General features: G+C 75.7%; 10 protein-coding genes and 1 pseudogene. 3 read left to right on the top strand and 8 right to left on the bottom strand.

Annotation, left to right across the window (positions count from 1 at the left end; translation table 11 throughout):
- Positions 1-68: 68 nt before the first annotated feature.
- Positions 69-11,891: a hybrid non-ribosomal peptide synthetase/type I polyketide synthase gene (locus ADK41_RS20565; protein ID WP_030833308.1), complete on the top strand. Its 11,823-nt coding sequence runs from the start codon at positions 69-71 to the stop codon at positions 11,889-11,891.
- On the opposite strand, the gene ADK41_RS20560 is transcribed toward ADK41_RS20565, so the two are convergent.
- Positions 11,868-12,419, bottom strand: coding sequence for a tellurite resistance TerB family protein (locus ADK41_RS20560; protein ID WP_030833307.1), 552 nt, complete (start codon positions 12,417-12,419; stop codon positions 11,868-11,870). The genes ADK41_RS20565 and ADK41_RS20560 overlap by 24 nt on opposite strands.
- Before the next feature lie 178 nt (positions 12,420-12,597).
- Between ADK41_RS20560 and ADK41_RS20555 the strand changes: the two genes are divergently transcribed.
- Positions 12,598-13,728 carry an acyltransferase family protein gene (locus tag ADK41_RS20555; protein ID WP_078662109.1) on the top strand — a complete coding sequence of 377 codons (1,131 nt, stop codon included), beginning with the start codon at positions 12,598-12,600 and terminating at the stop codon, positions 13,726-13,728.
- Positions 13,729-13,808: 80 nt separating this feature from the next.
- Here the strand turns inward: ADK41_RS20555 and ADK41_RS20550 are convergent, their stop codons facing one another.
- The 3 genes from ADK41_RS20550 to ADK41_RS20540 all read right to left on the bottom strand — a co-directional run bounded on the left by ADK41_RS20550 (position 13,809) and on the right by ADK41_RS20540 (position 15,954).
- Complete coding sequence (locus ADK41_RS20550) at positions 13,809-14,060, bottom strand: hypothetical protein (RefSeq protein WP_324604912.1); 252 nt, start codon at positions 14,058-14,060, stop codon at positions 13,809-13,811.
- Between the two features lie 135 nt (positions 14,061-14,195).
- Positions 14,196-15,428 carry a glycoside hydrolase family 16 protein gene (locus ADK41_RS20545; protein WP_030833301.1) on the bottom strand — a complete coding sequence of 411 codons (1,233 nt, stop codon included), beginning with the start codon at positions 15,426-15,428 and terminating at the stop codon, positions 14,196-14,198.
- A 169-nt stretch (positions 15,429-15,597) separates the two neighbouring features.
- The gene (locus tag ADK41_RS20540; protein ID WP_030833298.1) at positions 15,598-15,954 is read right to left on the bottom strand and encodes a hypothetical protein; all 357 of its coding nucleotides are present in this window, start codon (positions 15,952-15,954) and stop codon (positions 15,598-15,600) included.
- A 457-nt stretch (positions 15,955-16,411) separates the two neighbouring features.
- Between ADK41_RS20540 and ADK41_RS20535 the strand changes: the two genes are divergently transcribed.
- Positions 16,412-16,834, top strand: a complete 423-nt coding sequence (locus ADK41_RS20535) for a DUF350 domain-containing protein (protein ID WP_030833295.1) — start codon at positions 16,412-16,414, stop codon at positions 16,832-16,834.
- A 24-nt stretch (positions 16,835-16,858) separates the two neighbouring features.
- Here the strand turns inward: ADK41_RS20535 and ADK41_RS44305 are convergent.
- The 4 genes and pseudogenes from ADK41_RS44305 to ADK41_RS40965 all read right to left on the bottom strand — a co-directional run.
- Positions 16,859-17,455, bottom strand: a pseudogene (locus ADK41_RS44305) (hypothetical protein); the annotation flags it as partial.
- A 343-nt stretch (positions 17,456-17,798) separates the two neighbouring features.
- Positions 17,799-18,314: a hypothetical protein gene (locus ADK41_RS20530; RefSeq protein ID WP_037805012.1), complete on the bottom strand. Its 516-nt coding sequence runs from the start codon at positions 18,312-18,314 to the stop codon at positions 17,799-17,801.
- Between the two features lie 148 nt (positions 18,315-18,462).
- Positions 18,463-19,425 carry a YihY/virulence factor BrkB family protein gene (locus ADK41_RS20525; protein ID WP_030833289.1) on the bottom strand — a complete coding sequence of 321 codons (963 nt, stop codon included), beginning with the start codon at positions 19,423-19,425 and terminating at the stop codon, positions 18,463-18,465.
- A gap of 404 nt (positions 19,426-19,829) precedes the next feature.
- Positions 19,830-20,171: a DUF3140 domain-containing protein gene (locus ADK41_RS40965; RefSeq protein ID WP_030833286.1), complete on the bottom strand. Its 342-nt coding sequence runs from the start codon at positions 20,169-20,171 to the stop codon at positions 19,830-19,832.
- Between the last annotated feature and the right edge of the window lies 1 nt (position 20,172).

Below are 20,172 nucleotides of genomic sequence, written 5' to 3'. Positions count from 1 at the left end.
GCGCAGCCACTGACAACGGGGTCGGTCGTCGTCGCCGGCCCGTCGACCTCGGACGAACGAACGGACCCATGAACGCCGAAACGCTGCTGGACGTCCTGCTGGACGCCGCCCTCCGCGCCCCCGACCAGGTGGTCGTCCACGTCCGGGGGGACGGCGGTGAGACACCCGTCACCTTCCGGCGGCTGCTGGAGGACTCCTTGCGCGTCGCGGGCGGTTACCGTGCCGCGGGAGTCGTGCCGGGCACCTGCGTGCCGGTGGTCGCGGACCGAGGTGAGGACTTCCAGCCCTTGTTCTGGGGCGCGCTCGCGGCCGGTCTGGTGCCGGTGCCGCTGGCGCCCGACGTGCGGCGGGTCCGCCCCGTGTGGGAGCACCTCGGCCGTCCCCCGGTCGCGGTGGACGAGGCCTGCGCGGACGTGGCCGGCCGGCTTCCGGAGGACGCCCGTGTCCTGCGGCTGGAGGAGCTGCGGACGTCCCGCGCCGTGGAGTCGCCCGCCACCGCCGCCCCGGACGACCTGGCGTTCCTGCAGTTCTCCTCCGGCAGCACCGGGGCGCCCAAGGGCGTGGAGCTGACCCACGCCGCCGTGCTGGCCAACCTCCGCCAGCTGCTCGGGGCCGCCGCGCTCACCGACCGGGACGTGGTGGTGAGCTGGATGCCGTACTTCCACGACATGGGCCTCATCGGCACCCATCTGGCGCCGCTCGCCGCGCGGGCCAGACAGGTGAGGATCGCCCCGCTGTCGTTCGCGAAGAACCCCCGGCTGTGGTTCGAGGTGGCCGCCGCGCACCGGGCCACCCTGCTGTCCGCCGCCAACTTCGCCCTGGCGCTGACCGTCCGCCGGGTCCCCGAGGAGGTGTTCGCCGGGCTCGACCTGAGCTCGGTGCGGCTGATCCTGGTGGGCGCCGAGCCGATCTCGGCGACGGTGTGGCGGGACTTCACCGCCAGGACCCGTCCGTCCGGGCTCGACCCCCGGGCGGCGACGCCCGTGTACGGACTGGCCGAGGCGACCCTGGCTGTCACGTTCCCACCGCCGGGCGAGCTGGCCGCGCCCGTGGCGCTGGAGCGTGCCGCGCTCAGCCGGGGACGGGCGGTGGAATGCGAACCGGGCGGTGAAGCCGTGGAGTTGATGGACGTGGGACTGCCGGTGCCGGGATGCTCGGTGCGGGTCACCGACGACCGCGGCCGTCCGCTGGGCGACCGGCGGGTGGGGCACGTCGAGGTGCGTGGTCCGCAGGTCGCCCGGGGGTACCACGGTCTGCCGGAGGCGACGGCGGCCGCCTTCGCCGACGGCTGGCTGCGCACCGGCGACCTCGGTTTCCTCCGGGACGGCCGGCTGTGCGTCAGCGGCCGGCACAAGGACGTCCTCTTCGTCAACGGCCGTACGTTCCACGCACCGGACATGGAGGAGGTCGCGGCGGCCACGCCCGGGGTGCCGTCCGGGACGACGGCGGTGATCGGGTCGACCGACCCGGTGACCGGCGGGGAGCGGGTGGCGGTGTTCGTGGCCTGGGCCCGGCCGCCGCGTTCCGCGGCCGGGGTGCTGGACCGGGTCGCGGGGCGGGTGCGGGCGGCGCTGGGCCACGACGACGTGCGGGTGTTCGCGCTGCCGCCGTCCGCCTTCCCGCGCACGACCAGCGGCAAGGTGCGGCGGCAGCGGATGCGGTCGCGGTTCGAGGCGGGGACGTACCGGCCGACGGCCGCCTCCGGGGCGGCCCCGGTGCGCCGGGAGCCGCCGCGGCCGTCCGGGGACCCGGCGCCGGCGCCCCGCTCCCGCGCGCAGGTGCGGGGCGTGGTGCGGGAGATCTGGGCGAAGGTGCTGGGGATACCGGAGCCGTCGTTCGGGGACCGGGACCGGTTCGCCGAGCTGGGCGGCGGCTCGCTCAAGGCGATGGAGGCGCTCGCCGAGCTGGAGCGGGCGCTGGACGTGACGCTCGGACCGGCCGTGATGCGCGACGACACGGTGGCCGCTCTCACCGACCACCTGCTGGACGCGGCGGGGCGACGGACTTCCGGACGCCGGGAGTCCACGGGCGGCGCGCCGGCCCGGGGCGCAAGGACCGCCGTGGTGGGACTGGCCTGCCGGTTCCCCGGCGCCGGTACGCCGGAGGAGTTCTGGGAGCTGCTCACCGCGGGCCGCGACGCCGTGACGCCGGTGCCCGCGGGGCGCTGGGGCACGGCCGGCGCGGAGGACGGACGGTGGGGCGCCTTCCTGGACGACCCCGCCGCCTTCGACGCCGGGCACTTCGGGATCGGCGCCGAGGAGGCGCGCGCGCTCGACCCGCAGGCGCGGATCTTCCTCGAACTCGCCCACGAGGCGCTGGAGCGCGCCGGATACGCCGGGCCGCGCCGGCGCGGCCTGCGGATCGGCGTCTTCGCCGCCGTCGGCGACAGCGGCTACCGGCAGGTCCTCGCCGAGGCCGGCCCCGGCGCCGCGCCGCCGGACGGGGCCGTCCTGACCGGCAGCCTCCCGGGTCTCGTCGCCGCCCGCGTGGCGCACTGTCTCGACCTGGACGGCCCGGCGCTGGCCGTGGACACCGCCTGCTCCTCGGGCCTGGTGGCCCTGCACCTGGCCCGGCGCAGCCTCGCGGACGGCGAGTGCGACCTCGCGGTCGTCGGCGGCGTCAACCTGCATCTGACCCCGGCCGCGCACCGGTCCCTGGAGGCGGCGCAGGCCCTGTCGCCGACCGGGCGCAGCCGCGCCTTCGGCTCGGCGGCCGACGGGTTCGTACCGGGCGAGGGCGGGGCGGCACTCGTCGTACGGCCTCTGGCGGAGGCTCAGCGTGACGACGACACGGTGCTCGCCGTCGTCCGCGGCACCGCCGTCAACAACGACGGCACGTCGCTGAGTCTGATGGCGCCCAATCCGCTGCGCCAGCGGGAGGTGATCACCCGCGCCCACCGGGACTGCGGCGTCGACCCGGCGTCGGTCACCTACGTCGAGGCGCACGGCACGGGCACGGCCGTCGGCGACCCGATCGAACTGCGCTCCCTGGCGCACGCCTTCCCGCCCCGTCCGGACGGCCGGCCCCGGCTGCTCGGCTCGGTGAAGACCAACATCGGGCACCTGCTGAACGCGGCCGCGCTGCCCTCGCTGGTGAAGGTCGTCCTGGCCCTCGGCCACGGCCGGCTGCCCGCCTCGCTGCACCACACCCCGCCCTCCCCCGCGGTGGAGCGGGCCGGGTTCGCCCTGGTCGCCGAGGAGACCGACTGGGAGTCGGACGGACCGCGCAGGGCGGGCGTCAACGCCTTCGGCTTCGGCGGCACCAACGCGCACGCCGTCCTGGAGGAGGCCCCGCCCGCGCCGGTGCGCACCGCGCGCCGGACGGGCGGCGGGCCGCGTCTGCTGACCCTCTCGGCGGGGAGCGCCCAGGGGCTGGAGGCGTGGACGTCGCGGCTCGCGGAGCATCTGCGCGCGCACCCGGAGCTCGACGAGGCCGACGTCTGCGCGACGGTCGGTGCGGCACGGGACGAGCGGCCCCACCGTCTCGCGCTCGTTGCCGACGGCGACCTGCGGGAACGGCTCACCGCGGCGTCCACGGCGGGGCGGGGCGCGATCACCGGGACGGTGACGCGCCGGCCCCGGACCGTCTTCGTCCTGCCCGGTCAGGGCGGTCTGCGGCCGGGTCCGGGCGCGGCGCCGTACGCCACGGCGCCGGTGTACCGTGCCACGCTCGACGAGGCGTCGGCGGTCGTCGGAGAGGTGCGCGGGCGGAGGCTGACGGACTGGTGCGTCGACGGCGACGTGACCGAGGACGACCTGGCCGCGACGGAGGTGGCGCAGCCGCTGCTGGTCGCGCACGGGGTCGCCCTCGCCCGGCAGCTGACCGCCTGGGGCGTACGACCCGACGCGGTCGTCGGGCACAGCGTCGGCGAACTCGCGGCCGCCTGCGCGGGCGGGATGCTGTCCCTGCGCGAGGCGGTCACGTTCGCGGCGGAACGGGGCCGGCTCATGGGCGGATCGACCGCACCGGGCGCCATGGCGGCCGTGCTGGGCGCCGCGGAGCGGGAGGTGTCCGCCCTGGTGGACGCCTCCGGCGGCGAACTGGCGGTCGCGGCGTACAACGGGCCGGGCCGGCTGGTCGTCTCCGGCACCCCGGAGGCGGTCGGCCGGGCGGCGCGACGGCTCACCGGACAGGGCGCGGCGGTCCGCCCGTTGCGGGTGTCGCGCGCCTTCCACTCCCCGCTGATGGAGCCGGTCGCGCGGGCCCTGGCGGACGCGGCCCGCGACCTGACCCCGACGGCGCCCACGACACCGGTGATGAGCACGCTCACCGCCGCGTGGCAGCCGCCGATGACCCCGGAGCACCTGCGCGAACACGCCCTGCGGCCGGTGCGGTTCGACCGGGCGGTGGCGCGCCTGCTGGAGGAGGGCTACGACACGTTCGTGGAGCTCGGCCCGACCCGGACGGTCGCGGCGGACGGCGACGTCCTCGTGGCGTCCGTACCGACGGGCGGGCCACGGGAGTTGCTGGAGATCGTGGCGCGTCTGTGGGCCCGAGGCGTACCACTGGACCGCACGACCCTCGACGAGGGCCACCGCCGGGTCCCGCTCCCGCCGTACCCGTACCGGCGACGCGGGTACTGGCCCGAACCCGCGACGCAGGGCCTGCTGCACGACATCGTGTGGCGTGCGGCACCGCCGCCGGCTGCGGGCAGTCGTGCCGCTGGGGCGGCACAGGCGGGCGCGGCGGCGCCTCACCGGCGCCGAGCGGCGCGACCCCAGCCCCGGCCCACCCCGACGCGCCCCGGCGGCACCATCGCGGTGACCGGCGCGGATCCGGCGGCGGCACACCGGCTGGCGGACCGGCTCGCCGCCCACGGCGCGCACGCGGTCACGGCGGCGGACGACATCGATCCCGCGGAAACCGTGATCCTGCTCGCCGGCACGGCTCGAGCGCGCACGGCCGCGGACCTCGCCGCACACCAACGCGACGCGATCACGGCGCTGAACGACGCACTCGCCCTGCTCGACCGCGCCGGCGCCCACCGCCTGCTGGTGGTGACCCGGGACGCACACGTCACGGGCCACGGCCCGGAGCACCCGAATCCCGCCCAGGCGATCCTCGGCGGACTCGCCCTGGCCGTCCCCGAGGAGTCGGAGGCGATCGCGAACTGGGTCGACCTCTCCTCCCTCGACGACGAGGAACAGCACCTGCGGGCCCTGCTCGCCGAGACGTCGGCGCCGCAGGCGGAAGGAGCCGTGGCCTGGCGGGCCGGACACCGCTCGGTGCGGACCGTCGTGCCGCGCGCCGGGGACCGCACGGCCGCCGCGGCCCCCCTGCCCGCCGACGGCACGTTCCTGATCACCGGCGGCGCCGGCGGCATCGGCTCCGCGCTCGCCCGGCAGCTCGCCGACCGGGCCCACCCCGTCCTGGTACTGGCCGGCCGCTCCCCCCACCCGCCCCGGGGCCTGCTGGAAGAGCTCACCGCGCTCGGCGCCGACGCCCGCTACGTGAGGGCCGACCTCGCCGTCCCCGAGGACGTCGAACGGCTCGTCGCCGGCCTCCCCCCGCTGGACGCCGTCTTCCACGCGGCCGGAGTCGCCCGGCCCGGCAGCCTGCGCGGAACGGACGTGCGGGAGACGGTGGACGCGCTGGGCGCGAAGACGCTCGGCACCGTCCTGCTGGCCGAGGCACTGGACCGGCACGGGCAGCGTCCCGGGGTGTGCGTCGCGTTCTCGTCGGTGTCGTCGGTGCTTCCCGGCCTGGCCGGCGCCCTGGGCGCGTACGCGGCGGCGAACGCCTTCCTCGACTCCTTCGCCGGCGCCGAGCGGCGGGCGGGCCGCCCGTGGCTGTCGGTGAACCTCGGGCCGTTCGGCGGAACGGGCCTCGCCGCCGGGGGCGTCGGCGGCGCCGCGACCGCCGCCGGCCGGCCGCTGGCGACGGCGCCCGCGCTGGCGGCCCTGCGGTCGGCCTGCGGCACGACGGCGGCACAGCTGGTCCTCGCCGACCTGGCGCCCGTGGCGCCCCCGGTCGCCCCGGTCGCCCCGGTCGCCCCGGTCGCCCCGGTCGCCCCGGTGCCGCCGTCCACGGCCGACGGGACGAGCGGGCCGGCCCCGGCCTCCTCCGGTACGGCCGCCGTCCTGCGGGAGCTGCTGGCGCGGACCCTCGAGGTGCCGCCGGCGACGGTCGACGACGACACGCCGTTCCTGTCCCTGGGGCTGGACTCGCTGGGCGCCGTCGACCTCGTCAAACGGCTGGAGCGGAAGCTGGGGCGGTCCCTGCCCACCACGCTCTTCTTCGAGCACCGGACCGTGCGCGAACTCGCCGCCCACCTCGACGAACGGGCCCCGGGCCGCCCGGACGGCGAGCCCTTCGCGCTGACGCCCGTCCAGCTCGCGCTGCACACCAGCAGCCTGCTCCACCCGGACGTCCCGGCCCGCGGCCATCTGCGGCTGACGGTCCGCGGCCCGCTCGACACCGGCGTCCTCGGCCGGGCGCTGGCCCACCTGGCGGACCGGCACGGCATGCTGCGGCTGCGGGTGGACACCTCGGGCGGGCGGCCGACGCAGCGGGTGGCGGCGCCGGTTTTGGTGGCGGACTGGTACGAGGTGCGGGACTGCGCCGCCGAGGACGTGGCCGGCGTCGAGTCCGCCGTGTGCAACCGGCCCTTCGACCTGACGGCGGGTCCGCCGGTACGCGCCGTGCTGCTCCGCCAGGAGCCGGAACTCGCCCATCTGCTGCTGGTCGTGCACCACGCGGCCGTCGACGGGTACAGCCTCAACCTCCTCGCCGGGGAACTGTGGACCGCGTACACCGCGCTGTGGCACGGAGAACCCGCACCGCGACGGGCGCGCTCCGCACCGGACTTCGCGCGGTACGCGGCGGGCACGCGGCACTCCGGCGTGCCGGACGCCGTCCGGCGCCACTGGGCGGAGCGTCTCGCCACGCGCGGCACGCCCCCGCGGCTGCCCTACGACGGTGACCCCGACGCTCCCGCGGCCGGCCCGATCCTGCAGCACCACGGCGTGTTCGACGCGGAGCTGAGCACCGGTCTCGAACGGCTCGCCGCCGCGCACGGCGTGTCCCTGTTCCACCTGCTCCTCGCCGCGTACGCGCGCTGCCTCGCGCGGTGGACGGGGCGCCGGGACGTCGCCGTGAACGTGGCCAGGGCCGGCCGCGACGACCGCTTCGACGGTGTGGACCGGCTCGTCGGTCCGCTCGCCGACACCCTGCCGCTGCTGTGCGAGGTGGACGGCGAGGAGCCGGTCGTGGCGCTGGCGGAGCGGGTGCGCCGCCTGTGGCTGGAGAGCGAGCGGCACGCCGGGGTGAGCAGCCTGGACCTGGCCGCGATGCTGCCCGGCGACGGCGCCGGGCCCCGCACGGTGAGCCCGGCGGGCTTCAGCTTCGCCAGGTTCCCGGCCGTGGCGGCCCCCGGCTGCCCGGTGGAGGTGGCGGCGACCGCGGCCGGCACCGGGTCGGCGACGACCCGGCTGTCCCTGCTGTGCTGGGCGGACGGTCCGGTGCTGCGCCTGTCGTGGAACTTCCCGGCGCCGCTGTTCGAACGGGCCACCGTGGCACGTCTGGACCGGGAGTTCCGGGGGGAGCTGGCGGCACTCCTGCCCACGCCCGGACCGGCGCCGTCCGCGCTGCCCGGCGGGCGTCTCCCCCTGGTGACCCGGCTGCTCGACCGGTTCCGTGCGCGCCCCGGCGCGACCGCCGTCGACGCCGGGGAGGCGTCCCTGACGTACGGGGAGCTCGACCGCGCCTCCGCCGCCCTCGCGGCACGGCTGCGCACCCACGGCGTCCGTCCGGGTGACCTGGTCGGACTGCTCACCGAGCCGGGCGCGGACACGGTGGTGGGTGTGGTGGGCGTCCTGCGGGCCGGGGCCGGCTGGGTCCCGCTGGATCCGGAGCACCCCCGGGCCAGGCTGGCCGATCAGCTGACCCGTACGAGCGCCTCCACGGTGGTGTGCCACTCCCCCACCCTGCGCCTCGCCCGGGCCCTGACCGGCGTGCGGACGGTGGCGGCCGACGAACCGTCCGACGACGACGGGCGCACCGTCGCCGCGCCGGATCCCGGGGCGATCGCGTACGTCATCTTCACCTCCGGGTCGACGGGGCGCCCGAAGGCGGTGCCGGTCACCCACCGGGCGATGGAGAACTACCTCGACTGGGCCGTCGGCGCCTTCGGCTACGGCCCCGACGACCGGCTCGCGCAGACCGCGTCGCCGTGCTTCGACGCCTCGGTGCGCCAGTTGCTCGCCCCGCTGCTGGCGGGCGGCGCCGTGGTGACCGTGCCCAGGAACCTGCTGCGGGACCCCGAGCTGTTGCTGGCGCACGTGGAGCGGGCGCGGGTGACCGTGTGGAGTTCCGTTCCGACGCTGTGGGAGCAGCTGCTGTCGGCCGCCGAGGCGCGGGCGGCGCGGGGCGTGGAGCCGGTGGACCTGTCGGCGCTGCGCTGGGTGCACGTCGGCGGTGAGGCGCTGCCCGTGGAGCACGTGCGGCGCTGGTTCGACCTGTTCGGGAGCGGCACGCGGATCGCGAACCTGTACGGGCCGACCGAGACGACCGTCAACGCCACCTGCCACGTCATCGGGGCGCGTCCGGGCGACGGGGTGCGGCGGCTGCCGATCGGGCGGGCCGCGGCCGGCGCCCTGCTGGAGGTGGTCGACGCCGACGGCGCCGTGTGCGGGGCGGGCGAGGCCGGGGAGCTGCTCATCGCGGGCGTCGGTCTGACCCCCGGCTACCTGGGCGAACCGGAGCTGACCGCACGGGCGTTCACGATGCGCGGGGGGCGGCGCTGGTACCGCAGCGGGGACCGGGTGCGCCGGTCGGCGGACGGCGTCCTGGAGTTCCTGGGGCGGCTCGACGACCAGGTGAAGGTCCGCGGGAACCGGGTGGAGCCGGGAGAGGTGGAGGCGGCGCTGCAGACCTGTCCCGGTGTCGGGCGGGCCGTGGTGCTCGCGCACGAGGGGCGGCTGCTCGCCTTCGTCACCACCCGGAGGGGTGCCGAACGGCCGGTCGCGGGTGAGGTGCGCCGGCATCTGGCCGGGCTGCTGCCGTCGTACATGGTCCCGGCGCGGATCACGCCCGTCGACGCGCTGCCGCTGACCGGAACCGGCAAGGTCGACCGGTCGGCGCTCCTGTCGACGGACCCCGGGGCCGTCCTCGGCGGTCCGGACGCGTCGCCCGGTGACGGGAGGACCCCGCCGGCCACGGCGACCGAGCGCCGGCTGGCGGCGATCTGGTGCGCGGTGCTACGGGTGACCGCCGTGTGCCGGGAGGACGACTTCTTCGGACTGGGCGGCGATTCACTGCTCGTCCTGGAGGTGTTCGCCCGGCTCGCGGAGCGGGCGGGGCCGCTGCCCCGGCCGACCGTGATCTACCGTCACCGCACCCTCGCCGCGCTGGCGGGGGCCGTGGACGCCGCCGCGGAAGAGGGCTCCGTGGCCGGAACCGGGAACGCCGGGGCCGGGGACGGCGGGCCCGTTCCGGCCGGCGACCGGGAGCCGGGTCCGTTCCCCGTCACTCCCGGTCAGCGCGGCTTCCTCCTCGCCGAGGCGCTCTCACCGGGCGGCGGGACGTGGCTGGCGCGGCTCCGGCTGTCCGGGCCGCTGGATCCGGACCTCTTCCAGCGGGCGGTGGACGTGCTGGTGGAGCGCCACGGCATGCTGCGCACCGTCTTTCCCTCCGGTGCCCGGCCGCCCGTCCAGCAGGAGCTGCCCCGGTCGCTGCGGCTGCCGGTCGACTTCGAGACGGTCGCCGGTCCGGCCGAGGTGGACGAGCGGGCCGCGGCCGAGGCCGAACGGCGCCTGGAACCCTGGGCGTGGCCACTGCTGCGGCTTCGGGTGCTCACCCTGGAGCGGGAGGAACACGTCCTGCTGGTGCACGCGCACCATCTCATCGGCGACGGTTACAGTTCGGCGCTGCTGATACGGGAACTCACCGAGACGTACGACCGGCTGGCGGACGGCACGGAGCCCGGACCGCCCGCGCCGCGGTCCGGCTTCCGCGACCACGCCCTGGCGGTGGCCGGGCCCGGCGCCGGCGCACCGGCCGCGGCGGGACACCGGGCCCGGGCCGACCGGCTGAACGCCCCGTACCGGCCGCCGGTGCTGCGTACCGCCGCCGAGGGCGGCGTCCGGCGTTTCGAGTCGGCCGGGTTCACGCTCGACGCGACGCTGACGGCCGCCCTGCGCGAGGTCGCCTCGGCCGCGCGGACCACGCTGTACGCCCCGCTGCTGACCGCCTACTACCAGGAGCTGACGGCGGTGACGGGCCGGCCGGACCTGGTCGTGGGTCTGGCGGTCAGCGGCCGGGACCGTGCGCTGCCCGACGCGCACCGGGTCTTCGGGCCGTTCGCCACCGCCGTGCCCGTGCGGCCGGCCGGGGCGGCCGGGGCGCCCCTGGCGGACGGGGAGTTCGGTGACGCGCTGCGCCGGATCGTGGCGGAGGCCGAGGAGGCGCGCGCCCACGAGGACGTGGTTCCGCGGCACGCCGACGGTCTGCCCGTGACGTCGCAGTTCTTCTTCAGCCACCTCGACTTCGCCGCGCTGGCCCCGCGGGGCGACGGCACGCTGCGGGTGTCGTGGGAGGCGGGGGGCAGCATGTTCCTGCCGCCGTCGTCGGCGACGGACCTGTTCATGGCGGTGCGGCCGGACGGTGACGGGCTGCGGGTCACGGTCCGGGGCTGCGCCGCCGCGTTCTCGCCGGCCGCGCTCGACGGGTTCGTCCGCTCGGTGCGCGACCGTCTGGTGCGGGCGGCCGGGAACCGCCGGGCCGTGGCGCCCCCGCCGGGGAGGCGGCGGGGGACGATGGACGCGGCCCTGGTCGGCTACCTGCCGGCGCCGGGGCATCTCGCACGGCTGGCCGGCCTGCCCGAGGCGGCGCTGCCCCGGGCCGAGGTGCGCGACCTGTTGTTCCCCGACGGCGGCCCGAGGCTGCTGGAGACGGTGCGCACACCGCTGGGCAGGTCGGGTTTCGTGTGCGTGCCGCTGTTCGCCGACGAACTCGGGCGGGGGGCCGGCCTGGTGGACCAGACCGCTCGCGCGGTGTCGCTGGCCGCCTCCCTGGGAGCGCGCTGCGTCTCCCTCGCCGGGATGATCCCGTCGCTGACCGGATACGGCTTCGACGTGCTGCGGCACCGGCGGTACCCGTCGGCGGTGACGACGGGGCACGCGGCGACGGTGGTGTCGGTGGTCAGGACCGTGCACGCGGCGCTGGAGGCGACCGGCCGGGATCTCGGGGACCTGGAGGTGGCGTTCGCCGGGCTGGGTTCGATCGGCGCGTCCTCGCTCGAACTGCTGCTGTCGCTGGCCGCCCGCCCGCCCCGGCGTCTGCTGCTGTGCGATGTGCGCGGCAGCGGGCCACGGCTGGGGGAGCTCGGCCGCCGGCTGAAGGAGCGCGGGCAGGCGGGCGAGGTGGAGGTCGTCGAGGCGCGGCGGATGCTGCCGGACGCCGTGCACGCCGCGGATCTGCTGGTGACGGCGGTGAGCGGGGCGACGGCGGTGCTCGACGTCGACCGGCTCCGGCCCGGCGCCGTCGTGGTCGACGACTCCTTCCCGCACTGCTTCGACACCGGACGGGCCCTCGCCCGTATGCGGGAACGGAGCGACGTCCTGATCCTGGGCGGCGGGCTGCTGCACGTCGGCCGCACCGACCGGGAGGTCGCCGCCGACCTCCCGGCCGCGGTGGCGGCCGGCCATCTCGCCCAGCCCTGGATCGAGGGAACCCTGGCCTCCTGCCGCACCGAGTCCCTGCTGCGCGCCTCGGACGACCGGCTGCCGCTGGTGCACGGCCTGGTGGACGCGGCGGTGGCGCGGGCCCACTGGGACGCCGTGGAGGAAGCCGGGGTCACGGCGGCGCCGCTGCACCTGCTCGGTCACCTCGTCGCCCCCGCACCGGGCGCGGGTCCCTGCGAGCCGACGTCAGACGCCGAACTCCGTCGGTGACAGGCCGAGGGCCGAGCAGGCGTCGCGCACGGCGTACTGCTCGGCCGGTTCGAAGCTGCCGTCGGCCCCGGCGACGACGAGGCCGGTCTGGACGACGGCCCGGGCCTCGACCGGCTTCTTCGCCGCCTTGGCGATGTCCTCCAGCGCCTTGGCCCTGCCCAGCTCGAAGTCGGCCGTGAGCCGGTCCACGTGCTCGTTGAACCGCTTGCGGAGCTGGTCCGCCGGGAAGTTCTGCAACACCTCGTTGGAGGCGATCAGTTCCTCCACGCGCTGCCGCTCGGCCGGGTCGACCCGGCCGTCGGCCGCGGCGACCAGCGCGCACATCGCCATGCTGGCGTCCCGGTAGGCGCCGCTCTTGAGCTCCGCCTTGGCCGACGCGAGCTGGGACTTGAACAGCCCCATCAGCTGGGCCTTGGAGCCGCCGCCCGAGGAGGAGCCGTGCCCGTGCCCCTGTCCGCCCCCCGTCCGTGCGCCCTGGGACTGCTGGAGAGCCCTGGCCTGTTCCTTGAGCCGGTCGAACATCGCCACTTGGTGCCACCTCTTCTGTCGCTGTCACGGTCCGTCCGGTCAAACGGACGCGGCCGCGACCATGTTCCCGGACGGTAAAAGAAAAGCAAAGCCGACGGTGCCGGGCGTGCGCGTCCGGGCCGGCGCGGCCGGACACCTCACAGGTTTGACCACCCTCGGAACGGGTGAGGCGGCTGGGATGTCCTCGCCCCACACCCCTGCCGCCACGTCCCGCCCCGGAGACACCGCCGCGTCCCGGCCGGGCCCCACGGCCGACGCGAGCGGCACCCGAGCGCCGCGGGCGCCCGCCGGACAGGACGTCACGCCGCGGCGGGCACCGCGGCGTGACGCGTTCTTCGACAACGCCAAGTACCTGGCGATCGTCCTGGTCGCGGTGGGGCACGCCTGGGAACCGCTGCGCGACGGCAGCCGGGCCGTCAGCGCGCTGTACATGCTCGTCTACGCGTTCCACATGCCCGCGTTCATCGTCGTCGCGGGCTACCATTCGCGCGGCTTCGACGGCAGTCCGGAGCGTGTCGGACGACTGATCACCGGCGTCGTCCTGCCGTACGTCGTGTTCGAGACGGCGTACACCTTCTTCACCCGGTGGACGGACGGCGTCCCCGACCGGCCGGTCACCCTTCTGGAGCCGTTGTACCTGACCTGGTTCCTGGCCGCGTTGTTCGTGTGGCGGCTCACCACGCCGCTCTGGAAGCTCGTACGGTGGCCGGTTCCCCTCGCGCTCGTCGTCGCCATGCTGGCGACGGTGTCCCCGTCGCTCGGCGAAGACCTCGACGTGCAGCGCGTGCTGCAGTTCCTGCCGTACTTCGTGCTCGGTCTCGTCCTGCGGCCCGAGCACTTCCACCTGGTGCGCCGCCGCCGGGTGCGGATCCTGGCCGTACCGGTGTTCGCGGGGGCGCTGGCCGTGGCGTACTGGGCGGTTCCGCGGGTCACGCCCGGCTGGCTCTACCACCGGGACAGCGCGCAGGAACTGTCCGCCCCGGCCTGGTACGGCCCCGTCGTGACCCTGGTCCTGTTCGGCTGCTCGCTGCTCCTCGTCGCCTGTTTCCTCGCCTGGGTGCCGGGGCGGCGGACCTGGTTCACGACGCTGGGCGCGGCCACGCTGTACGGCTACCTCCTGCACGGTTTCGTCGCACAGGTCAGCAAGTACTGGGGCTGGTACGACCCGGACTGGCTGTACCGCCCGCTCGGCGAGGTCACGGTCACCCTGGTGGCCGCCGCGGTGGTGACGGCGCTGTGCACCCCGCCGGTGCGACGGGTCTTCCGCTGGGCGGTGGAACCGAGGCTCCCCTGGGCGTTCAAGCGCTGACCCGGCCGGGCGGCGACCGGCCGCACCACACCCGCCGCCCCGGACCGGACCGGTCCGGGGCGGTCCGGGGCGGCGGGTGTTCACCTCGCGTCCGTGCCGGCCCGCCGTTCGCACCGGAGCGCGGCGCCCGTCGCGAGGGAGCCGCGGCCCTCCCGCACCGCCACGCCGACGAACGCCGCCGGCGCCCTGCCGCCGATCACGGCAGCCGCGAACACCGTGCAGGTCGGCAGCCTGAAGGGCGCCGTCCAGCGGAAGAAGGCCCGCCGGTCGGCGAGCGCGGCCGGCACGCAGTACACGCCCATGTCGAGCGCCGCCGTCGACGACGCCGTCACGAACGCCGGTGTGCGCTCGCCGCTCCCCCGCTCGCCGGGCGTGGCGAGGCCGGGCCCACCGCGCCGAGAACGGCGGCGAGCAGGCCGGGCGCCGCCACGGTCCGGCCCGGGGCCGAGCGGGGACGTCTCACGGGCTCAGCCCACCGTCCACTTCTGGTTGGCGGCGCCCGTGCAGGTCCAGATCTGCAGGCGGGTGGCGTTGGCGGAGTTGTTGCCGGTCACGTCCAGGCACTTGTCGGCCTGCGGGTTGACGATGTCACGCGCCCCGGTGACGACCCACTTCTGGGCGGCGGTTCCGTTGCAGTCCCACAGTTGCACGGGGGTGCCGTCGGCCGTGCCGCCCGAGGCGACGTCCAGGCACTTGCCGAGGGCGCGGATCGTGCCGTCGGAGCCCACGGTCCAGTTCTGCGCGGAGGTGCCGTTGCAGTCGTAGAGCTGTACGGCCGTGCCGTTGGCGGTGCCGGCCCCGGCGACGTCGACGCACTTGCCGGCCAGGCCCCGGATCGCGCCGCCGGCCGGGGAGTCACCGGTCGTCACCGACACGTGGTCCACGACGAGTTGCTGCGGGAAGGCGGTGGAGCCGTCCGGGTCGCCGGGCCAGTAGCCGCCCACCGCGAGGTTGAGGATCAGGAAGTACGGCTTGTTGAACACCCATTGCTTCCCGCCGAGGTCGGCGGGGGTGCGCCGCTGGTAGACGTTGCCGTCCACGGACCAGGTGATCGAGTCCGGCGCCCAGTCGACGGCGAAGGTGTGGAAGGCGTCCGCGAAGGCCTGGCCGCCCGGCAGGGTGTAGCCGGCGCCGATGCCGCCGGAGCCGGAGTAGCCGGGACCGTGGATCGTGCCGTGCACCGTGGAGGGCTCGAAGCCGACGTTCTCCATGATGTCGATCTCGCCCGAGTCCGGCCAGTCGACCGGCGTGCCCAGCATCCAGAACGCCGGCCACATGCCCTGTCCGCGCGGGACCTTCATCCGCGCCTCGACGTGCCCGTACTGCGCGGTGAACCTGCCGGAGGTGTTGAGCCGGGCCGAGGTGTACTGGCAGGCGCCGTACCAGCACTGGTAGTTGGCCGGGTTCTCCTTGCGGGCCGTGATCACCAGATGTCCCTGGCCGTCCAGGGCGGCGTTCCTGTTGCCGGACGTGTAGTACTGCCGCTCGTGGTTGTTGACGTTGTCGCCGGTCTCGGTCTGCCACTTCGAGGAGTCGACCGCCGCGCCGGCGGGCCCGTCGAAGGTGTCCGAGAACGTCACGGCCGCCGCGGCGGCGGCATCGGCCGGTTCCGCCGTCGCGGTCCCTGCCGCACCGGACGCGACCAGCGCGGCGGACACGGCGGCGATCAGCCGTCTGCGGAGTCTGCGCGGAGAGGACATGGCTCTCCCTTTCCGTACGGCGACCCGGATGCACGGGTGCGCCGACCGAGGTTGTGGGGGGGGTGAAGGTGCACCTACTTGATTCAAGGAGTGAGATAAGAGGGCGTCAAGCCCCTGGTACGGACCAGGATGCGGTGGTGCGGCACCCGGGCCGGTCCCGGGGACCCGTTCACGCCGTCGTGCCCCACGAGGTCCGGTGCGCGCAACCGGGGTCGTGCTCGGTCGCGCACGACGTCCACCAGCGTTCGCAGCACGCGGCCTCCACCTCGGCCTGCGCGAGCGCGGCGGCCGCCGCGTCGCGCCACGCCGCCCGGCGCCCCTCCCGTTCCCGCAGGACGGCGACGGCACGCCGTTCGTCGGCGATGACGGTCTCCCGCACGACACCGGTCACGGGAGCGAGCGAGGCGACCGTCATCGCGAGGGTGGTCCAGAGGGGGACGGCGCCCCAGGTGCGTACGGTGCAGAAGGAGAGCCAGAGGCCGACGACGACGTACAGGGCGATGAGAGTGCGGCTGCCCCTGCTCATGGCGGGTCCTCCTGCTCGATCCGTCCGACTGGCTTCTGATGCCCCGGATGCGCGCGGACATGACTCCTCGCCGGCGAACCGGGCACGTCCCTTCGCAAGCAGTCGAGTCGCCGCCCGATCGCGCCCTCATGCGCCACGCCGGCCGTGCGCAGGACGACCGTCGGGGAGCCGGGGGCGGCCGACTTCGTCCGCGGACCCACCGTGCGGCCCTGCCACTTCGACGCCGGGTTCCGCGGGAGCGAGCCGGCCGAGTGGGCGGTGCCGGGCGGGGACCGCCCGTGACGCCGCGAGCCGCCGGGCCGGGGCGACGGGGCCGCCCGCTTCGCCGTCCGCGCGGACGGCGTCGGCCGGAGGGCACGACAAGGCACCCCGCCGGGTGGCGGACGGGTGCGCTACATTTTGCTCGCCCTTGACCGCGATCATTCACGATCCCTCACGCTACGGAGCCGGCACCCCCATGAGCGACATCGTCAACGGACTCGGCCGGGCCACCGCCTACGGCGCACTCGGTCTGGGCCTGCTGGTCCTCGGCATCGTCCTGGTCGACGTGTTGACGCCCGGAAAGCTCGGCCGGCAGATCTGGCAGGAGCGCAACCGCAACGCCGCGGTGGTGCTGAGTTCCGCGCTGCTCGGCATCGGCGGGATCGTGTTCACGTCGATCTGGACCACGTACGAGGACTTCGGCAAGGGACTGGTGTCGACCGCGGCGTTCGGCGTGCTGGGTCTGGTGATGATGGCCGTGGCGTTCCTGGTGGTGGATCTCATCACTCCGGGACGGCTCGGTGCCACGCTGGTCGAGCCCGAACCCCACCCCGCGGTCTGGGTGACGGCGTCCTGCAACCTCGCGGTGTCCGCCGTCGTCTCGGCGTCCATAGCCTGACGCGGGCGCCTCCGCGCCGCCCGAGGCGATCGGCACGGTGAGCGCGACGCGCCGGCCGAAGGCGCCGGCCGCGAAGGCGTCCTCGCCGAAGCATGAGCGGCCGGCGCCCCCGGTGGCGTCCGCGCGGAGCACGCTGCCGTCGGACTGCCCGACGACGTCGATGACCCGGCTCACCTCCAGGCCCAGGGCCAGGCCATGAGCAGGCCGGTGCTGCCGGAGGAGCCGTAGAGGCCAAAGAGCGCGCTCTGTTCGTCGCCACGGGGTGTGCCTTCCCTGCCGAGCGCGTACGGGTCGAGGGAGATGACGGCCGCGCCCGAGCCCTTGAGGGGGCGGTCTGCGCGCCCGGCCCTTCGAGCACCACGACGGCGCGGGCCTCTGCCCGTGGACGTGCCGTTCCGCCGGCTTCCGGATCTCCGCACGCCGGCGACACCGTTCGGACCGCGTGGAGATGCGCGTGCCGTCCGGCTTCCGGAGAGGGGCGGGGAGCTCGGGGCCGGACGTGAAGGGCTCTGCGCCGGGTGCGACGCCGTCGTCCTCCGCACCGGGCTCCGCCGCGACCGGAACGAGGGTGCCGGCGGTGTCCGGCCGGGGGGGGAAGAGGGCGGCGACGGCCGAACTCACCGCCACCGTCCAGGCCCGGGAGCGGTGTCGGGGGAAGCGCGGCAGTGCCTCCGGGAGGACGGGAGCGCTCCGAGGCCGGAAATGTTTTCAGGTACATGACAACAACGCCGACGGGTCCGTGAGGGATCGGCTCTTTCGGGATCCTGCCGGAAGCCAAAAGCCGCGCACGATCCGTCATGACGCCGAAGTCATCGCCTCACCACACCACGTCCGGCCGGGACGTGGTGAGCGAAACGCTCGCGCGACGTGCGACCGCACTGCCGCCGCGCTCGGCAGCGGGGCACGCATCCGGTCACGGACGGCATCCCGGTGGCACGGCCGAACCGCGGCGCCGCCGCCCCGGTCAGGCCACGCGGGCGCGCTCCCGTACCGGGCGTACCGGCTCCGGCCGGGCGCGGACGGCCGGCTCGGGGCGTGCGGCGGACTGGGCGCGGGGGGCGGGGCGGACGCGGGAGGCGGGACGGACGCGGTACGTCGTGCGGTTGGGGTCCACCACCGGCTCGCCCAGGGTGATCCGCCCGGCCTCGTGCAACGCGTCGCACTCGGCGGTGGGCAGGGCGGCGTAACAGCCCCCCGTGCCGGTGGCCGAGTCGAGCGGGCGCCAGTAGCTGTACCTACGGCGGCCGTTGGCGTACTCAGTGACGTACGTGGGAGTGCGGGGGTCGGAGATGATGCGCAGCACGTCGGTGCGGGTGGTGTCGGCCGGGGTCCGCGGCCGGGAAGGGGCGGCCGGGGTGCGCGGCCGGGAGGGGACGGTCGGGAACTCGGTCGTTATCGGTCCACCACGACGGTGATCCGGTCGGCGGCGCGCGGTCGGCAGGGCGACGAGGGTGTTCGGGCGGTCGACGGTGGCGAGCATCAGCAGGACCTTTCCGGAGCCGGGATACGAGACCGTCTACCCAGCGCGGCGCCGGAGTTGATCTCCTTTTCCGATCATTGTGCAACCTCACACCGACAACGCGCAGGCGCCACGCCCATTTCCGGACAGACGTCTTCGCCCCGGCCGGTCAGGAGCCCGGTCCCGGATCCGGGAGGACCGCCGCGTCGACACCGGCGCGCGCCGCCTCGAGCTGGGCCGCGAAGGCGATGCCGAGGAAGAGGGCGACGGCGGTGAGGTAGGCCCACAGCAGCAGCGCGATGAAGGCGGTGAGCGGCCCGTACAGGGTGCCGAACGCCCCGCTGCCCTCGACGTACAGGGCGAGCAGCCACGTGGCCGCGACCCACAGCAGCAGATGCACGGCCGAGCCGAAGGCCAGCCAGGTGTAACCGGGCTGGGTGCGCCGGGGCGACCAGCGGAAGATCACCGCCGAGGCGACCCACGCCAGGGCCAGCCCCACCGGCAGCTCCAGCACGGTCCACCACCCCGCGCCGCCGGATCCCCCGGTCACCCGGACCACCGCGTCGCCCACCGCGTCGCCGGCGACGAGCACGACGAACCCGAGGACCAGCGGCAGGCCCGCGGTGAGCGCGAGGAGGACGGCCCTGCCGTACTTGCGGGGGAAGGGGCGGTCGCGTTCGATCCCGTAGATGCGGTTGGCGCCCCGCTCTATCTGGCCCATGGCGGAGGCGAGGTTCAGCAGGGCGAAGCCCAGGCCGAGCCAGAGCGCCAGCTCGCTCCCGAAGTCGTCCCGGGCGCTGCGCCGGGTCCCCCCGAAGGCGTCCTCGACGATGTCGGCGCTGGCGCCGGGCACGATCCGGCCGAGGGTGAGTTCGATGACCCGGCCCACGCTCTCGGTGTGCACGGAGGTCGCCAGACCGACCAGCGCCACGGTGAACGGCACCATGCCGAGGACGAACTGGAAGGCGAGCGCCCGCGCGTTGGAGAAGCCGTCCGCGTAGCGGAAGCGGGCGAAGGAGTCGGTCAGCAGCCGCAGGCCCCCGTAGTGCCGCAGGGCGGCGAACGCCTCGTCCCCGGAGAGTTCCTCTCCGATCATGTCCCGGGTCTGCGGGACGTGGACCACGGTTCCCATACGCGGACGCTCCTCGCATCGAGTGGCTCTGCTCCACTCTTTGATGGCCCGTTTCCCCCCGGCCACACCTCTTGCCCCCATGCGGTCGGCGGTGTGGTGCGGGCAGCGGGTGGGCCGGCTTCCGCGAGGACGGCGTCGTTCCACGATCCCACCCGGCCCCCGGGGTCCGCGAAGTGCCGGGCACGCCCGTCCGCCGGCGAGGAGACCGCGGCCGACGGGCTCGGCGCACAGGGCGTGCGTTCGCCGGGCCTCGTACGGGGCGCCCGCCGCTTCACACAGCCGGTGCGGTGCGGACGGCGCCGCGACGGCGCAGGGTGGTCGTGCTCACCGGCCGCCCCCGCCGGGGCGGATCCCGCGCGGTCGTACGGCCTCGGGGCGTGTCGGGCGAGCCGGGGGCGGTGGTCTCAGGACGCGTCGCCGAGCGGGTCGTGGCCCCAGTTCATGAGCGAGTGGCGCCAGCGCGTGTCGCGTACGTCGCCGGACGGACGCTGGGCGAGATGGCGGCGGATGTAGCCGACGACCTTGCGCATGTGCGCGTAGTCGTCGTCGGAGAGTCCCTTCCTGCCGGTGCGGAGGATGTCGACGATACGGCGGCCGGACGCGTGGCCGGTCGACTCGCCGCCCTCCCCGTGCTGCCCCGCGCTGCGGGACTCGTCGGTGGCCAGCCACTTCTCGAGGTCGGCCGGCTTCATGTTGACCAGCTCACGGAACTCGTCCCACGTCTCGTCCGCGCGTTCCGGTTCCACC

Source organism: Streptomyces caelestis (genome assembly GCF_001279005.1).
GTDB classification, from domain to species: Bacteria; Actinomycetota; Actinomycetes; order Streptomycetales; family Streptomycetaceae; genus Streptomyces; species Streptomyces heliomycini.
Note: the sequence above shows the minus strand (reverse complement) of the source record. Positions and strands in the feature narration are given on the sequence as shown.